Genomic DNA, 13879 nt, shown 5'->3' on the forward strand with positions numbered 1-13879 from the left:
TATGAAAATAATTATTCTTGGGGCGGGGCAAGTTGGCGGAACCCTGGCAGAAAATCTGGTAGGTGAGAACAACGACATCACAATCGTGGATGTTGACTCTGGCCGCCTACGCCAGTTGCAGGATAAATTTGATCTGCGTGTGGTACAAGGGCATGGATCGCATCCGAGAGTGTTGCGGGAAGCGGGGGCAGAGGATGCTGATATGCTGGTTGCCGTGACCAATTCTGATGAAACCAACATGGTTGCCTGCCAAATTGCGTATTCATTATTTAATACACCAAATCGCATCGCCCGTATTCGTTCAGCTGAATATATTCGTGAAGCTGATAAGCTTTTTCTGCCAGAAGCGGTACCTATTGACCATTTGATATCACCGGAACAGCTTGTTATCGATTATATCTATAAGCTAATCGAATATCCGGGTGCATTACAGGTAGTTAATTTTGCTGAAGGTAAAGTCAGTATTGCTGCGGTAAAAGCTTATTATGGCGGCCCGTTGGTGGGGAATGCATTATCATCCCTGCGTGAGCATATGCCACATATTGATACTCGAGTTGCAGCCATCTTTCGTCAAGATCGGCCAATTCGTCCACAAGGTTCAACAATCATTGAAGCGGGTGATGAAGTCTTCTTTGTTGCGGCTTCACAGCATATTCGTGCAGTAATGAGTGAGTTGCAACGTCTTGAGAAACCCTACAAACGCATTATGATTGTTGGTGGTGGTAATGTCGGTGCCGGGTTAGCTCTACGATTAGAGAAAGATTACAGTGTAAAATTAATTGAGCGTAACCCGCAGCGAGCTGCCGAATTAGCCGAGATGTTGCACGATACTATTGTATTTTATGGCGATGCATCAGATCAGGAACTGTTAGCTGAAGAGCACATTGAACAGGTTGATGTCTTTATTGCCATTACCAATGACGACGAAGCCAATATTATGTCCGCTATGCTGGCAAAACGGATGGGCGCGAAAAAAGCAATGGTATTAATTCAACGTAGCGCTTATGTCGATCTGGTTCAGGGAAGTGTGATTGATATTGTCATCTCACCACAACAGGCCACCATTTCGGCTCTTTTAGGTCATGTACGTAAAGCAGATATTGTCAGTGTTTCTTCGTTAAGACGCGGTGTTGCTGAGGCAATCGAAGCAATTGCCCACGGTGATGAAACCACATCGAAAGTTGTTGGCCGAATGGTTGAAGATATAAAGTTACCACCAGGTACAACCATTGGGGCAATAGTGCGTGGAGACGAGGTTATTATTGCCAATGGTAACTCAATCATTAAACAGGGTGACCACGTAGTGATGTTTATTACTCACAAAAAATTCGTGCCCGATGTAGAGCGGTTGTTCCAACCAAGCCCGTTCTTCCTGTAATAATTAACTAATTTGAACCCATTTATAAGTTAAAACTATTTCGATAGATAGTGGGGAATTTTTCTATAATTATGGTACTGCCGAGTTTTATTTAGCTAAGATTAAGTCATTCATTTTTAAAGGAGGTGCCATTTATGAGTTTTATGAAGGAATTTCGTGAATTTGCCATGCGTGGCAATGTGGTCGATTTGGCTGTCGGGGTAATTATTGGTGCCGCATTTGGCCGAATTGTTTCTTCACTTGTCGCCGACATCATCATGCCACCACTCGGTTTATTGCTCGGAGGGGTCGATTTCAAGCAATTCCATTTCATATTACGTGCTGCTGAAGGGACTATACCTGCTGTAGTCATGAACTATGGTACATTTATTCAAAGCATTTTCGATTTTGTTATTGTAGCGCTGGCAATATTTTCCGCAGTGAAATTAATGAATAAAATGCGCCGTGAAAAGGCGGAAGAGCCAGCAGCGCCCCCAGCACCAACAACAGAAGAAAAGCTGTTAGCAGAGATTCGTGATTTACTGAAAGCGCAGCAATCAAAGTAAATTCAGCTTCAATAAATGTAATGGCCATCAGAAATTTGGTGGCCCTTACGTTGTTTTCAAATCAGAAGGCCAGTGGTAAAGAATCTATTGATTGCTTACCACTGGCCTCCCAGTTACCGCCTTTGGCGTATTTTTCTTTACGCCGATAACTTCCTTTCCCTTTACTATTTTTCTCAATACGTTGCCTGAAAAGCGGGTCATGGAGTAATGCTTCCACCGCATTATCTTTAATTTTCCCCTTGGTATGCCGATATACCGTCATGATAGAGCCTCACTGATAAGTTATTGGTTAAAAATCCCACACATAATACAGCTAATGTATACTGAATAAAACTACCCCTCTGAAAATTTAGCCTTTGGCCCGTTCTTCTGTCGCTCCCTGTTCCAGGGCCTCTAAAATAGAACAATATGTCGTCGCATGAGTACTGCCGCAGCACGCACGACTAAGGCGTTTTAGTGATTCGCGCATTCTTTTTAGCTCAGTTATCTTACTTTCAACATCATGTAATCGAGAATCTACAATTGCTTTTGATTCCTTGCAGGTATGATGTTCGGGATCGACGCGAATCGACAGTAATTCTGCGATAGTTTCTAATGTAAACCCAAGTTGCTTCGCGTAGCGGATAAATCGTAAACGTTGCAAATCTTGCTCACTATAGAGTCGGTAACCGCCCTCTGTCCGTTTCCCATGATCCATCATTCCTTGTTTCTCATAGTAGCGAATAGTATCTGGTGTAACATCGGCAAGTTTAGCTAGCTGCCCAATTTTTAACATTTAGTTACTCCTCTTTTGACAGCTTATCGACCACTTTATGTTGGTACTCTTGATGAAGAAAGTCGGTGCTAAGCCCCGCTTGCCTCAATCTAAGTTCCAATAATGCCAAGCGCTTACGTAAATTTTGGTAGTTATCGTGCGGTGTATATTGTGCTTCTAGTTGTGACAATAATTCGACGATAGTAAGTGCTTCTTGGCGATCCTGCAATTCAACGGGGAGGTACCCTGCATTTCTCAGTAATCTGTATCCAGCTCTCAACTCAGGAGGAACAAGGGAGTCATCATCTAACTGTAATGGTTTACCGCTCCCAGGCAAATTATCGAGCTCACCCTTTTGCTGAGCATCAATAATGTACCGTTCCGCCCATTGATCAATTAATTCCATATCACGATCCAGAGATCAGATTTTATAAAATCGAAGAATAGTTAAGGGTAAAGGATCGGTGGCTAAATAATAAGAGGGGATTGGCAATATATGGGAAGAGTTAATCTATCTCACTGAATTATAGATGTAAAAAAACCGGGCAAGCCCGGTTTTTTTACGCGTTTACAGATTACTCTGCAGCAACTACTTCTGCTTGCGAAGCAGCACGATCAACTAACTCGATGTAAGCCATCGGTGCGTTGTCGCCTGCACGGAAGCCACACTTCAGAATGCGAGTGTAACCACCGGCGCGGCTCGCGAAACGCGGGCCTAGCTCGTTAAACAGTTTTGCCACGATCTCGTTATCACGAGTACGGGCGAATGCCAGACGACGATTAGCTACGCTGTCGGTCTTGGCAAGAGTAATCAGCGGCTCAACAACGCGACGCAGCTCTTTCGCTTTCGGCAGGGTCGTCTTGATTATCTCATGACGAACCAAAGAGCCGGCCATGTTACGGAACATAGCCTGGCGATGGCTGCTGTTACGGTTCAGTTGACGACCACTCTTACGATGGCGCATGACCTTATCCTTCTCAGTAAAACCTTAACCTGTGATCCGGTTACTCGTCAGCAATGCTAGCTGGCGGCCAATTTTCTAGGCGCATGCCTAAAGAAAGACCACGTGAAGCAAGCACGTCTTTAATCTCAGTAAGAGATTTTTTACCCAGGTTCGGCGTTTTCAGCAACTCAACCTCGGTACGCTGTACCAGATCACCGATGTAGTGGATAGCTTCTGCCTTGAGGCAGTTAGCAGAGCGGACAGTCAATTCCAGATCGTCAACAGGGCGCAGCAGGATCGGATCGAACTCTGGCTTCTCTTCTTTAACTTCCGGCTGACGTACATCACGTAGGTCAACGAAAGCTTCAAGCTGTTCAGCCAAGATAGTTGCCGCACGGCGGATCGCCTCTTCAGGATCGATCGTACCATTGGTTTCCATCTCGATAACCAACTTGTCCAGGTCGGTACGCTGTTCTACACGCGCTGCTTCAACATTGTAGGCAATACGCTCTACAGGGCTATAGCATGCGTCTACTAACAGACGACCAATCGGGCGCTCATCTTCTTCCGAATGAATTCGGGCAGAAGCCGGCACATAACCACGACCACGTTGAACTTTGATACGCATACTAATAGATGCGTTCTCATCGGTCAGGTGGCAGATAACGTGCTGCGGCTTGACGATTTCGACATCCCCGTCATGGGTGATATCGGCTGCAGTCACAGGGCCAATGCCAGACTTATTCAGGGTAAGAATAACTTCATCTTTACCCTGAACTCTCACCGCCAGCCCTTTCAGGTTGAGCAGGATCTCCAGGATATCTTCCTGTACGCCTTCTTTGGTGCTGTACTCATGCAGTACACCATCAATCTCAACCTCGGTCACCGCGCAACCCGGCATAGATGAAAGCAGAATACGGCGCAGTGCGTTGCCGAGAGTATGGCCAAAGCCACGCTCTAACGGCTCAAGGGTCACCTTGGCGTGCGTCGAACTGACTTGCTCGATATCTACCAGGCGCGGTTTTAGAAACTCTGTCACAGAACCCTGCATTGTGTCCTCTCTTTGGTACTAAGCTTTACTTGGAGTAAAGCTCGACGATCAGGTGTTCGTTAATGTCCGCAGACAGATCAGTACGTTCAGGAATACGTTTGAACACACCTTCCATCTTGACAGCATCAACTTCCAGCCAAGTCGGCTTTTCACGCTGCTCAGCCAGCTCCAAAGCTGCCTTAACACGAGACTGCTTTTTAGCTTTCTCACGGATGCTGACTACGTCATTCGGAGATACCTGATAAGAAGCGATGTTAACAACGCGACCATTTACCATGATAGCTTTATGACTAACCAGCTGACGTGATTCAGCACGAGTTGCGCCAAAGCCCATACGGTAAACTACGTTATCCAGACGGCCTTCCAGCAGTTGTAACAGGTTTGCACCTGTGTTGCCTTTCAGACGTGCTGCTTCTTTATAGTAGTTACGGAATTGACGTTCTAGAACACCATAGATACGGCGAACTTTTTGTTTCTCACGTAACTGCACACCGTAGTCAGACAGACGCGGTTTACGCGCACCGTGCTGGCCAGGTGGTTGTTCAATCTTACACTTGGTGTCAATCGCGCGAACGCCAGACTTAAGGAACAGGTCTGTGCCCTCACGACGGCTCAGCTTGAGCTTAGGACCCAAATATCTTGCCATTTTCTCTCTCCAACAAACCTAAAAGCAGCGTTATACGCGGCGCTTTTTCGGCGGACGACAACCGTTATGAGGGATCGGAGTCACATCAGTAATATTAGTGATGCGGAAACCAGCCGCGTTTAACGCACGGATAGTAGACTCACGGCCCGGACCAGGTCCTTTAACCATAACTTCCAGATTCTTGATACCGTATTCTTTCACTGCGTCAGCGCAGCGCTCTGCTGCAACTTGCGCTGCAAACGGAGTAGACTTACGAGATCCACGGAAACCGGAACCACCTGCTGTTGCCCAACCCAATGCGTTACCTTGACGATCTGTAATAGTAACGATGGTGTTGTTGAAAGAAGCATGGATATGAGCCACACCGTCAGAGACTGTCTTTCTTACACGCTTGCGTGCACGAATAGGTGCCTTTGCCATTATTCAATCACCCCGATTATTTCTTGATCGGTTTACGCGGACCCTTACGGGTACGTGCGTTGGTCTTAGTACGCTGACCGCGAACTGGTAGACCACGACGATGACGCAAACCACGATAAGTCCCAAGGTCCATCAGACGCTTGATGCTCAGGGTCACCTCACGACGCAGATCACCTTCTACAACGTACTTGGCAACTTCGTCACGCAGCTTCTCGATTTGCTCTTCAGACAGCTCACTGATCTTAACATTTTCAGCAATACCCGCTGCAACACAGATAGCCTGTGAACGGGTCTTACCGATGCCGTAGATCGCAGTTAACGCGATAACGGTATGTTTCTGATCAGGAATGTTAATGCCTGCTATACGGGCCACTATGCACTCCTACTATTTTATACAGCAATACCATTCTGAAAAGCCCGTTTTCAGGATACTCAAATAGTATTGCAGTCACATACAAAAGATTGGCTGGCTAATCTAGCCAGCTCAACCCAACTTTGCAAGAAAAATATGCAAGATAAATCAGCCTTGACGCTGTTTATGCTTTGGTTCGGCACTGCAGATTACGCGAACGACACCGTTACGCTTAACAATTTTGCAGTTACGACATAATTTCTTGACGGAAGCACGAACTTTCATTTTTACTCTCCGTAACTTCTCAAACATCCCTGAATTAGCGGTTATAGCCTTTCAGGTTTGCTTTCTTCAATGCAGACTCATATTGACTAGACATCATCAGAGTTTGCACTTGAGCCATAAAGTCCATGATGACCACCACTACGATAAGTAGGGAGGTACCACCAAAGTAAAATGGTACTTTCATCGCGTCACGCATGAACTCCGGGATCAGGCAGATGAAAGTAATATACATCGCACCAATTAAGGTTAGACGCGTCATTACTTTATCGATGTACTTCGCCGTTTGCTCTCCCGGACGAATTCCTGGCACGAATGCACCGGACTTCTTCAGGTTATCTGCTGTTTCACGCGGGTTGAACACTAACGCCGTGTAGAAGAAACAGAAGAAGATGATTGCAGACGCATAGAGTAACACATAAAGCGGCTGTCCCGGCTGCAAATACATCGAAATAGTCGTCAGCCAGTTCCAACCTGTCCCGCCCCCAAACCATGATGCAATCGTGGCAGGGAACAGAATTATGCTGGAAGCGAAGATTGCTGGGATAACCCCTGCCATATTCACTTTCAACGGTAAGTGTGTGCTCTGTGCTGCATAAACACGACGACCTTGTTGACGTTTGGCATAGTTAACGACGATACGCCGCTGACCACGTTCAATGAAAACAACGAAGAAGGTTACTGCAAACACTAATACTGCAACCAACAGCAACAGGAGGAAGTGCAGGTCGCCTTGCCGAGCTTGCTCGATGGTATGGGCTATTGCAGGTGGAAGACCAGCAACAATACCAGCAAAGATTATGATTGAAATACCGTTACCGATACCACGCTCAGTAATCTGTTCGCCGAGCCACATTAGGAACATAGTCCCAGTGACCAAGCTAACAACAGCGGTAAAATAGAAAGCAAAGCCTGGATTGATTACCAGACCTTGCATCCCAGGCATATTCGGCAGACCGGTAGCAATACCGATCGATTGGAATATAGCCAATACCAACGTGCCATAGCGGGTGTACTGGCTAATCTTACGACGGCCAGCCTCCCCTTCTTTCTTTATCTCTGCTAACGCTGGATGAACCACCGTTAACAGTTGGATAATAATCGATGCCGAAATATACGGCATGATACCCAAGGCAAAGATAGAAGCACGACTGAGAGCACCACCAGAGAACATGTTAAACATTTCAATGATGGTCCCTCTCTGCTGCTCGAGCAATTTAGCAAGCACAGTGGCATCGATACCAGGAATCGGAATAAAAGAGCCGATACGGAAAACAATAAGCGCACCGATAACAAACAAAAGTCTGCGCTTCAGTTCGCCTAATCCGCCTTTAGCACTTTGAAAATCTAATCCTGGTTGCTTAGCCATCTGCTACTTATTCCTCAATTTTACCGCCAGCAGCTTCGATAGCAGCACGAGCGCCTTTGGTGACACGCAGACCACGAAGAGTTACCGCACGAGTGATTTCGCCTGAAAGCATAACTTTCGCGAACTCAATCTGGGTACCAACAACGTTAGCGGCTTTCAGCGTGTTCAGGTCGATTACGTCGCCTTCCACTAAAGCCAGTTCAGACAGACGAACTTCTGCCGTGATCATAGCTTTGCGAGAGGTGAAGCCGAATTTCGGCAAACGACGATATAAAGGCATCTGACCACCTTCAAAACCACGACGTACGCCACCACCAGAACGTGAGTTCTGACCTTTGTGACCACGACCAGCAGTTTTACCCAGGCCAGAACCGATACCACGACCTACACGCTTCGGCGCATGCTTGGCACCTTCAGCCGGAGACAGAGTATTTAAACGCATCTGTTACTCCTCAACTTTAACCATGTAGGAAACCAAGTTGACCATACCACGCACAGCAGGAGTATCCTCACGCTCTACAGTATGACCAATACGACGCAGACCTAAACCGATCAGAGTTGCCTTATGTTTCGGCAAACGACCGATACTGCTTTTTGTTTGAGTTACTTTAATAGTCTTTGCCATGGTTATTTCCCTAGAATTTCTTCGACGGACTTACCACGCTTAGCAGCGACCATTTCTGGGGATTTCATATCTTCCAGAGCTGCAATAGTTGCACGAACCACGTTGATCGGGTTAGTAGAACCATAGGCCTTGGCCAATACGTTATGAACCCCTGCAACTTCCAAGACGGCGCGCATTGCACCACCGGCGATAATACCGGTACCTTCAGAAGCTGGTTGCATGAATACACGGGAACCTGTGTGAGCACCTTTAACTGGGTGCTGCAGAGTACCGTTATCCAAAGCAACATTAATCATAGCGCGACGGGCTTTTTCCATCGCTTTCTGGATCGCTGCCGGAACTTCGCGTGCTTTGCCGTAGCCAAAACCAACGCGACCGTTACCATCACCAACTACTGTCAGTGCGGTAAAGCTGAAAATACGGCCACCTTTTACGGTTTTAGATACGCGGTTTACCGCGATCAGCTTTTCCTGCAGTTCGCCAGCTTGTTTTTCGATGTGTGACATCTTACACCTCTACCTTAGAACTGAAGGCCAGCTTCACGGGCAGCATCTGCCAGTGCCTGGACTCGACCATGATATTGGAAACCGGAACGGTCAAAGGATACTTTCGTGATCCCTTTTTCCAATGCGCGCTCTGCAACAGCTTTACCTACAGCTGCGGCGGCATCTTTGTTGCCGGCGTACTTCAATTGCTCATTGATAGCTTTTTCTACAGTAGAAGCTGCTACCAAAATTTCTGAACCGTTTGGTGCAATAACCTGCGCGTAAATATGGCGTGGGGTACGATGTACCACCAGGCGAGTCGCACCCAGTTCTTTGAGCTTGCGGCGTGCGCGGGTCGCACGACGGATACGAGCTGCTTTCTTATCCATAGTGTTACCTTACTTCTTCTTAGCCTCTTTGGTACGCACGACTTCGTCGGCGTAACGGACACCCTTGCCTTTATAAGGCTCAGGACGACGGTAGGCACGTAAATCTGCTGCAACCTGACCAATCACCTGCTTATCAGCGCCTTTCAGCACGATTTCAGTTTGGGTCGGGCATTCGGCAGTGATGCCAGCCGGCAATTCATGGTCAACTGGATGAGAGAAGCCTAAAGCTAAATTCACCACGTTGCCTTTAACTGCGGCACGGTAACCTACACCTACCAATTGAAGCTTCTTAGTGAAGCCTTCGGTAACACCAACGACCATTGCATTAAGCAGTGCACGAGTGGTACCCGCTTGGGCCCAACCGTCTACAGCGCCTTCGCGTGGAGCGAAAGTCAGTGTATTTTCTTCTTGCTTAACTTCAACAGCGCTATGGACGGTACGAGTCAGCTCGCCGTTCTTACCCTTAATCGAAATAACCTGACCGTTGAGTTTTACCTCTACGCCGGCAGGAATGACGACGGGTGCTTTTGCAACACGAGACATTCTTTCCTCCCGAATTAAGCTACGTAGCAGATAATCTCGCCACCAAGACCAGCTTGGCGAGCTGCACGATCAGTCATAACACCTTTAGAGGTAGAAACAACAGCGATACCTAAACCGGCCATAACTTTTGGCAGCTCATCTTTTTTCTTATAGATGCGCAGACCTGGACGGCTGATACGTTGAATGCTTTCTACCACTGCCTTACCCTGGAAATACTTAAGTGCTAATTCCAGAACAGGCTTGGCGTCGCCTTCGATTTTAAAATCTTCAATAAAACCTTCTTCCTTCAGAACGTTGGCAATTGCCACTTTCAGCTTGGAGGAAGGCATGGTGACCGCGACTTTGTTTGCGGATTGACCGTTACGGATACGGGTCAGCATATCCGCGATCGGATCTTGCATGCTCATCTGTCTTTACTCCCGTGATTCAATTGGTGACAATTACCAGCTAGCCTTTCTAAGGCCCGGGATTTCACCGCGCATTGCGGTTTCACGGACTTTAATACGGCTCAACCCGAACTTCCGCAAGAAACCATGCGGACGACCAGTTTGGTTGCAGCGGTTACGCTGACGGGACGGGCTGGAATCACGCGGCAGAGACTGCAGCTTCAGAACAGCATTCCAACGATCTTCGTCGGATGAGTTCACACCAGAGATAATAGCTTTTAATTCCTCGCGTTGAGCGCGGTATTTGTTAGCTAGTTTCACGCGAACAACTTCGCGTGCTTTCATTGATTGCTTAGCCATCAGTAACCCTACCTTACTTGCGGAATGGGAATTTAAAAGCAGCCAACAATGCACGGCCTTCATCATCGGATTTCGCAGTAGTGGTAATGGTAATATCCAAACCACGTACACGATCGACTTTATCGTAGTCGATTTCCGGGAAGATGATCTGCTCGCGCACACCCATGCTGTAGTTACCACGACCATCGAATGACTTAGCGGACAAGCCACGGAAGTCACGGATACGAGGTACAGCAATGGTAATCAGACGCTCAAAGAATTCCCACATGCGTTCGCCACGCAGGGTTACTTTACAGCCGATCGGATAGCCCTGACGGATTTTGAAGCCTGCAACAGATTTGCGTGCTTTGGTGATAAACGGCTTTTGACCGGAGATTGCTGCCAAGTCTGCTGCTGCATTGTCCAGCAGTTTCTTGTCAGCGATCGCTTCACCAACACCCATGTTCAGGGTGATCTTCTCGACCCGAGGGACTTGCATGACAGAGTTGTAGCCAAACTGAGACATCAGTTGTTTGACCACCTCGTCTTTGTAGTAATCATGCAGTTTCGCCATCGTATTACTCCAAATTACTTGATAGTTACGCTATTAGATTTAAAGAAACGGACTTTTTTGCCGTCTTCGAATCTAAAGCCTACACGGTCAGCCTTACCGGTTGTCGTGTTGAACAGCGCAAGGTTGGAAACTTGAATTGCAGCTTCTTTTTCAACGATGCCGCCTGGTTGGTTCAGGGCCGGAACCGGCTTCTGATGTTTTTTAACCAGGTTGATACCTTCAACAATGACCTTACCAGCAGACAGGACATTCTTTACTTTACCGCGCTTACCTTTGTCTTTCCCGGTTAGCACGATAACTTCGTCATCACGACGGATTTTCGCTGCCATGGTTCGCTCCTTAGAGTACTTCTGGTGCCAGAGAGATAATTTTCATGAACTTCTCATTACGCAGTTCACGAGTTACCGGCCCAAAAATACGCGTGCCGATTGGCTGCTCGCTGTTATTATTTAAAATAACACAAGCGTTACCATCGAAGCGAATGACAGAACCGTCCGGGCGACGTACACCCTTCTTGGTGCGCACCACTACCGCCTTCAGAACATCGCCTTTCTTCACCTTGCCACGAGGAATTGCTTCCTTGATGGTGATCTTGATGATGTCGCCGATGCCTGCGTAGCGACGGTGCGAGCCACCTAGAACCTTGATACACATTACGCGACGTGCACCGGAGTTGTCGGCCACGGTCAGCATAGTCTGTTCTTGGATCATGTTAGTGCTCCGCTAATGTCAACTACTACTTTAGGACCCAGAATAGGTCGTTTAAAAGCCCCATGAATGAGGGCGCAGCATTATAACACTGCTTCCAAACTATGGGTAGAAAAAATAAACGGCCCACTTTCTGAGCCGTTTATTATGTTCGAGTTGGCTACTCTATTACAGAATCGCTTTCTCTACAACGCGAACAAGCGTCCAAGACTTAGTCTTTGACAGTGGACGGCATTCGCGGATTTCTACCACGTCACCAATACCACATTCATTGTTCTCGTCATGTACATGCAATTTCGTCGTACGACGGATGAATTTCCCATAAATCGGGTGCTTCACCACACGCTCGATAGCAACAACCATGGATTTCTCCATTTTGTCACTAACTACGCGACCTTGCAGAGTACGGATTTGGTCAGTCATTACGCACCCGCCTTTTCAGTCAGTAAAGTCTTAACACGTGCGATATTACGGCGCACTTGTTTCGACAGGTGAGTTTGTTGCAGCTGGCCACTAGCCGCCTGCATGCGCAAATTAAATTGCTCACGCAGCAGGTTGAGCAGCTCAGTGTTCAGCTCTTCAACGCTTTTTTCACGCAGCTCTTGTGCTTTCATTACATCACCGTCTTAGTTACAAAGGTGGTTCCTACAGGCAGTTTCGCTGCTGCGAGCTTAAATGCTTCGCGAGCAGTTTCTTCCGGCACACCAGCCATTTCAAATAAAACTTTTCCTGGCTGGATCAGGGCAACCCAATACTCTACGTTACCCTTACCTTTACCCATACGCACTTCGAGCGGCTTCTCGGTGATCGGCTTGTCCGGGAATACACGGATCCAGACCTTACCTTGACGCTTAATTGCACGTGTCATCGCACGACGGGCTGCTTCGATTTGACGAGCCGTCAGGCGGCAACGGCCACAAGCTTTCAGGCCGAACTCACCGAAGCTAACATCCGTACCTTGCGCAAGGCCACGGTTACGGCCTTTGTGCATCTTACGGAATTTTGTACGCTTTGGTTGTAACATCAGCGATTCTCCTTACTTGCGGCCTTTACGCTGCTGCTTTTTAGGTTGAGCAGCCGGTTCCGGTTGTTCAACAGCAGCCATACCACCCAAGATCTCACCTTTGAAGATCCATACCTTAACGCCGATTACACCATAAGTGGTGTGCGCTTCAGATGTGTTGTAATCGATATCCGCACGCAGTGTATGCAACGGAACACGACCTTCACGGTACCATTCGGTACGCGCGATTTCAGCACCGCCAAGGCGGCCGCTTACTTCAACTTTGATACCTTTAGCGCCAAGACGCATTGCGTTCTGTACAGCACGCTTCATAGCACGACGGAACATAACGCGACGTTCCAGCTGTGAAGTGATGCTGTCAGCAACCAATTTTGCGTCCAGTTCCGGTTTACGGACTTCGGCGATGTTAATCTGTGCAGGAACGCCAGCGATATCCGCTACGACCTTACGCAGTTTTTCGACATCTTCACCTTTCTTGCCGATAACGATGCCAGGACGAGCGGTGTGAATAGTCACACGGATGCTCTTCGCTGGACGCTCGATAACGATGCGAGAAACGGAAGCTTTCGCTAATTCCTTAGTCAGGAATTGGCGAACTTTAAAGTCGCTGTCCAGGTTGTCAGCGAATTCTTTGGTATTTGCGTACCAGGTAGAGTTCCAAGCTTTGACAATACCTAGTCGAATACCATTAGGATGTACTTTCTGACCCATTGCTAGTCTCCAGAGTCTCAGCGATCGGACACAACCACAGTAATGTGGCTGGTGCGCTTCAGGATGCGATCTGCACGACCTTTTGCACGCGGCATAATGCGCTTCATGCTAGGGCCTTCGTCTACGAAGATCTTCGTGACTTTCAGATCATCGATGTCAGCGCCATCGTTGTGTTCTGCGTTAGCAATGGCAGACTCTAGTACCTTCTTAACCAAACCAGCAGCTTTCTTGTTGGTATAGGTCAGAGTTTCCAGAGCTTGCGACACTTTCTTACCGCGAATCAGGTCCGCTACCAAGCGAACCTTCTGAGCAGAAGAACGAGCGTGGCGATGTTTAGCGATAGTTTCCATCTCT

General features: G+C 47.6%; 27 protein-coding genes. 2 read left to right on the plus strand and 25 right to left on the minus strand.

Annotation, left to right across the window (positions count from 1 at the left end; all coding sequences use genetic code 11):
• Position 1 precedes the first annotated feature (1 nt).
• Together trkA and mscL are read left to right on the plus strand one after the other, a co-directional pair.
• Positions 2–1378 carry a Trk system potassium transporter TrkA gene (gene trkA / locus EL015_RS19860; protein ID WP_005186262.1) on the plus strand — a complete coding sequence of 459 codons (1377 nt, stop codon included), beginning with the start codon at positions 2–4 and terminating at the stop codon, positions 1376–1378.
• A gap of 134 nt (positions 1379–1512) precedes the next feature.
• A complete protein-coding gene (mscL, locus tag EL015_RS19865; RefSeq protein ID WP_032906607.1) occupies positions 1513–1923 on the plus strand; it encodes a large-conductance mechanosensitive channel protein MscL in 411 nt (136 codons plus the stop codon).
• A 61-nt stretch (positions 1924–1984) separates the two neighbouring features.
• Here mscL and EL015_RS19870 read toward each other — a convergent pair whose 3' ends face one another.
• From EL015_RS19870 to rplV, 25 genes are all read right to left on the minus strand, one after another.
• Positions 1985–2185, minus strand: coding sequence for an alternative ribosome-rescue factor A (locus EL015_RS19870; protein WP_005186260.1), 201 nt, complete (start codon positions 2183–2185; stop codon positions 1985–1987).
• 87 nt (positions 2186–2272) lie between these two features.
• Positions 2273–2698: a Zn(2+)-responsive transcriptional regulator gene (gene zntR, locus EL015_RS19875; RefSeq protein WP_005186259.1), complete on the minus strand. Its 426-nt coding sequence runs from the start codon at positions 2696–2698 to the stop codon at positions 2273–2275.
• A 4-nt stretch (positions 2699–2702) separates the two neighbouring features.
• Positions 2703–3083: a DnaJ family domain-containing protein gene (locus tag EL015_RS19880; protein WP_005186258.1), complete on the minus strand. Its 381-nt coding sequence runs from the start codon at positions 3081–3083 to the stop codon at positions 2703–2705.
• 169 nt (positions 3084–3252) lie between these two features.
• Entirely contained in the window at positions 3253–3642 is a 390-nt protein-coding gene (gene rplQ, locus EL015_RS19885) for a 50S ribosomal protein L17 (RefSeq protein WP_004391407.1), read from the minus strand.
• 40 nt (positions 3643–3682) lie between these two features.
• Positions 3683–4672 (minus strand): DNA-directed RNA polymerase subunit alpha, encoded by a 990-nt coding sequence (locus EL015_RS19890; RefSeq protein ID WP_002438685.1) that lies wholly within the window; start codon positions 4670–4672, stop codon positions 3683–3685.
• Between the two features lie 25 nt (positions 4673–4697).
• Positions 4698–5318 carry a 30S ribosomal protein S4 gene (gene rpsD / locus EL015_RS19895; RefSeq protein ID WP_002218949.1) on the minus strand — a complete coding sequence of 207 codons (621 nt, stop codon included), beginning with the start codon at positions 5316–5318 and terminating at the stop codon, positions 4698–4700.
• A gap of 30 nt (positions 5319–5348) precedes the next feature.
• Positions 5349–5738 carry a 30S ribosomal protein S11 gene (gene rpsK / locus EL015_RS19900; protein ID WP_004709234.1) on the minus strand — a complete coding sequence of 130 codons (390 nt, stop codon included), beginning with the start codon at positions 5736–5738 and terminating at the stop codon, positions 5349–5351.
• Between the two features lie 16 nt (positions 5739–5754).
• On the minus strand, positions 5755–6111 hold the full coding sequence (gene rpsM / locus EL015_RS19905; protein WP_004702348.1) for a 30S ribosomal protein S13: 357 nt from the start codon (positions 6109–6111) through the stop codon (positions 5755–5757).
• A gap of 147 nt (positions 6112–6258) precedes the next feature.
• Positions 6259–6375, minus strand: coding sequence for a 50S ribosomal protein L36 (gene rpmJ, locus EL015_RS19910; protein ID WP_002227352.1), 117 nt, complete (start codon positions 6373–6375; stop codon positions 6259–6261).
• Positions 6376–6409: 34 nt separating this feature from the next.
• Positions 6410–7741 carry a preprotein translocase subunit SecY gene (gene secY, locus EL015_RS19915; RefSeq protein ID WP_002213344.1) on the minus strand — a complete coding sequence of 444 codons (1332 nt, stop codon included), beginning with the start codon at positions 7739–7741 and terminating at the stop codon, positions 6410–6412.
• Positions 7742–7748: 7 nt separating this feature from the next.
• Positions 7749–8183: a 50S ribosomal protein L15 gene (rplO, locus tag EL015_RS19920; protein ID WP_004391411.1), complete on the minus strand. Its 435-nt coding sequence runs from the start codon at positions 8181–8183 to the stop codon at positions 7749–7751.
• A gap of 3 nt (positions 8184–8186) precedes the next feature.
• The gene (gene rpmD, locus EL015_RS19925; RefSeq protein ID WP_002213339.1) at positions 8187–8366 is read right to left on the minus strand and encodes a 50S ribosomal protein L30; all 180 of its coding nucleotides are present in this window, start codon (positions 8364–8366) and stop codon (positions 8187–8189) included.
• Between the two features lie 2 nt (positions 8367–8368).
• The gene (rpsE, locus tag EL015_RS19930) at positions 8369–8872 is read right to left on the minus strand and encodes a 30S ribosomal protein S5 (RefSeq protein ID WP_004391412.1); all 504 of its coding nucleotides are present in this window, start codon (positions 8870–8872) and stop codon (positions 8369–8371) included.
• Positions 8873–8886: 14 nt separating this feature from the next.
• Positions 8887–9240, minus strand: a complete 354-nt coding sequence (gene rplR, locus EL015_RS19935; RefSeq protein WP_004391413.1) for a 50S ribosomal protein L18 — start codon at positions 9238–9240, stop codon at positions 8887–8889.
• A 9-nt stretch (positions 9241–9249) separates the two neighbouring features.
• Positions 9250–9783 (minus strand): 50S ribosomal protein L6, encoded by a 534-nt coding sequence (gene rplF, locus EL015_RS19940; RefSeq protein WP_004391415.1) that lies wholly within the window; start codon positions 9781–9783, stop codon positions 9250–9252.
• 14 nt (positions 9784–9797) lie between these two features.
• A complete protein-coding gene (rpsH, locus tag EL015_RS19945) occupies positions 9798–10190 on the minus strand; it encodes a 30S ribosomal protein S8 (protein WP_005186256.1) in 393 nt (130 codons plus the stop codon).
• Between the two features lie 33 nt (positions 10191–10223).
• Complete coding sequence (rpsN, locus tag EL015_RS19950) at positions 10224–10529, minus strand: 30S ribosomal protein S14 (RefSeq protein WP_032906605.1); 306 nt, start codon at positions 10527–10529, stop codon at positions 10224–10226.
• 13 nt (positions 10530–10542) lie between these two features.
• Positions 10543–11082: a 50S ribosomal protein L5 gene (gene rplE, locus EL015_RS19955; protein WP_004391419.1), complete on the minus strand. Its 540-nt coding sequence runs from the start codon at positions 11080–11082 to the stop codon at positions 10543–10545.
• A 14-nt stretch (positions 11083–11096) separates the two neighbouring features.
• A complete protein-coding gene (rplX, locus tag EL015_RS19960; RefSeq protein WP_005186249.1) occupies positions 11097–11411 on the minus strand; it encodes a 50S ribosomal protein L24 in 315 nt (104 codons plus the stop codon).
• A gap of 10 nt (positions 11412–11421) precedes the next feature.
• Positions 11422–11793, minus strand: a complete 372-nt coding sequence (gene rplN / locus EL015_RS19965) for a 50S ribosomal protein L14 (RefSeq protein WP_032906604.1) — start codon at positions 11791–11793, stop codon at positions 11422–11424.
• Positions 11794–11958: 165 nt separating this feature from the next.
• Positions 11959–12213 carry a 30S ribosomal protein S17 gene (gene rpsQ / locus EL015_RS19970; protein WP_002228135.1) on the minus strand — a complete coding sequence of 85 codons (255 nt, stop codon included), beginning with the start codon at positions 12211–12213 and terminating at the stop codon, positions 11959–11961.
• Positions 12213–12404 carry a 50S ribosomal protein L29 gene (gene rpmC, locus EL015_RS19975; RefSeq protein WP_005159843.1) on the minus strand — a complete coding sequence of 64 codons (192 nt, stop codon included), beginning with the start codon at positions 12402–12404 and terminating at the stop codon, positions 12213–12215. Before rpmC ends, rpsQ begins: the two co-directional genes overlap by 1 nt.
• Positions 12404–12814 carry a 50S ribosomal protein L16 gene (gene rplP / locus EL015_RS19980; RefSeq protein WP_002218940.1) on the minus strand — a complete coding sequence of 137 codons (411 nt, stop codon included), beginning with the start codon at positions 12812–12814 and terminating at the stop codon, positions 12404–12406. The genes rpmC and rplP overlap by 1 nt, the downstream gene beginning before the upstream one ends.
• Positions 12815–12826: 12 nt before the next feature.
• Positions 12827–13525 carry a 30S ribosomal protein S3 gene (gene rpsC / locus EL015_RS19985; RefSeq protein WP_002221644.1) on the minus strand — a complete coding sequence of 233 codons (699 nt, stop codon included), beginning with the start codon at positions 13523–13525 and terminating at the stop codon, positions 12827–12829.
• Between the two features lie 17 nt (positions 13526–13542).
• A complete protein-coding gene (gene rplV, locus EL015_RS19990) occupies positions 13543–13875 on the minus strand; it encodes a 50S ribosomal protein L22 (RefSeq protein ID WP_002223844.1) in 333 nt (110 codons plus the stop codon).
• Between the last annotated feature and the right edge of the window lie 4 nt (positions 13876–13879).

The sequence above is a fragment of the Yersinia intermedia genome, from assembly GCF_900635455.1.
GTDB classification, from domain to species: domain Bacteria; phylum Pseudomonadota; class Gammaproteobacteria; order Enterobacterales; family Enterobacteriaceae; genus Yersinia; species Yersinia intermedia.

What these genes read in the sequence shown, in the direction of transcription:
- trkA (WP_005186262.1), top strand. Translation starts at nt 2, where the DNA reads ATGAAAATAATTATTCTTGGGGCGGGGCAAGTTGGCGGAACCCTGGCA.
- mscL (WP_032906607.1), top strand. Translation starts at nt 1,513, where the DNA reads ATGAGTTTTATGAAGGAATTTCGTGAATTTGCCATGCGTGGCAATGTG.
- EL015_RS19870 (WP_005186260.1), bottom strand. Translation starts at nt 2,185, where the DNA reads ATGACGGTATATCGGCATACCAAGGGGAAAATTAAAGATAATGCGGTG.
- zntR (WP_005186259.1), bottom strand. Translation starts at nt 2,698, where the DNA reads ATGTTAAAAATTGGGCAGCTAGCTAAACTTGCCGATGTTACACCAGAT.
- EL015_RS19880 (WP_005186258.1), bottom strand. Translation starts at nt 3,083, where the DNA reads ATGGAATTAATTGATCAATGGGCGGAACGGTACATTATTGATGCTCAG.
- rplQ (WP_004391407.1), bottom strand. Translation starts at nt 3,642, where the DNA reads ATGCGCCATCGTAAGAGTGGTCGTCAACTGAACCGTAACAGCAGCCAT.
- EL015_RS19890 (WP_002438685.1), bottom strand. Translation starts at nt 4,672, where the DNA reads ATGCAGGGTTCTGTGACAGAGTTTCTAAAACCGCGCCTGGTAGATATC.
- rpsD (WP_002218949.1), bottom strand. Translation starts at nt 5,318, where the DNA reads ATGGCAAGATATTTGGGTCCTAAGCTCAAGCTGAGCCGTCGTGAGGGC.
- rpsK (WP_004709234.1), bottom strand. Translation starts at nt 5,738, where the DNA reads ATGGCAAAGGCACCTATTCGTGCACGCAAGCGTGTAAGAAAGACAGTC.
- rpmJ (WP_002227352.1), bottom strand. Translation starts at nt 6,375, where the DNA reads ATGAAAGTTCGTGCTTCCGTCAAGAAATTATGTCGTAACTGCAAAATT.
- secY (WP_002213344.1), bottom strand. Translation starts at nt 7,741, where the DNA reads ATGGCTAAGCAACCAGGATTAGATTTTCAAAGTGCTAAAGGCGGATTA.
- rplO (WP_004391411.1), bottom strand. Translation starts at nt 8,183, where the DNA reads ATGCGTTTAAATACTCTGTCTCCGGCTGAAGGTGCCAAGCATGCGCCG.
- rpmD (WP_002213339.1), bottom strand. Translation starts at nt 8,366, where the DNA reads ATGGCAAAGACTATTAAAGTAACTCAAACAAAAAGCAGTATCGGTCGT.
- rpsE (WP_004391412.1), bottom strand. Translation starts at nt 8,872, where the DNA reads ATGTCACACATCGAAAAACAAGCTGGCGAACTGCAGGAAAAGCTGATC.
- rplR (WP_004391413.1), bottom strand. Translation starts at nt 9,240, where the DNA reads ATGGATAAGAAAGCAGCTCGTATCCGTCGTGCGACCCGCGCACGCCGC.
- rplF (WP_004391415.1), bottom strand. Translation starts at nt 9,783, where the DNA reads ATGTCTCGTGTTGCAAAAGCACCCGTCGTCATTCCTGCCGGCGTAGAG.
- rpsH (WP_005186256.1), bottom strand. Translation starts at nt 10,190, where the DNA reads ATGAGCATGCAAGATCCGATCGCGGATATGCTGACCCGTATCCGTAAC.
- rpsN (WP_032906605.1), bottom strand. Translation starts at nt 10,529, where the DNA reads ATGGCTAAGCAATCAATGAAAGCACGCGAAGTTGTTCGCGTGAAACTA.
- rplE (WP_004391419.1), bottom strand. Translation starts at nt 11,082, where the DNA reads ATGGCGAAACTGCATGATTACTACAAAGACGAGGTGGTCAAACAACTG.
- rplX (WP_005186249.1), bottom strand. Translation starts at nt 11,411, where the DNA reads ATGGCAGCGAAAATCCGTCGTGATGACGAAGTTATCGTGCTAACCGGG.
- rplN (WP_032906604.1), bottom strand. Translation starts at nt 11,793, where the DNA reads ATGATCCAAGAACAGACTATGCTGACCGTGGCCGACAACTCCGGTGCA.
- rpsQ (WP_002228135.1), bottom strand. Translation starts at nt 12,213, where the DNA reads ATGACTGACCAAATCCGTACTCTGCAAGGTCGCGTAGTTAGTGACAAA.
- rpmC (WP_005159843.1), bottom strand. Translation starts at nt 12,404, where the DNA reads ATGAAAGCACAAGAGCTGCGTGAAAAAAGCGTTGAAGAGCTGAACACT.
- rplP (WP_002218940.1), bottom strand. Translation starts at nt 12,814, where the DNA reads ATGTTACAACCAAAGCGTACAAAATTCCGTAAGATGCACAAAGGCCGT.
- rpsC (WP_002221644.1), bottom strand. Translation starts at nt 13,525, where the DNA reads ATGGGTCAGAAAGTACATCCTAATGGTATTCGACTAGGTATTGTCAAA.
- rplV (WP_002223844.1), bottom strand. Translation starts at nt 13,875, where the DNA reads ATGGAAACTATCGCTAAACATCGCCACGCTCGTTCTTCTGCTCAGAAG.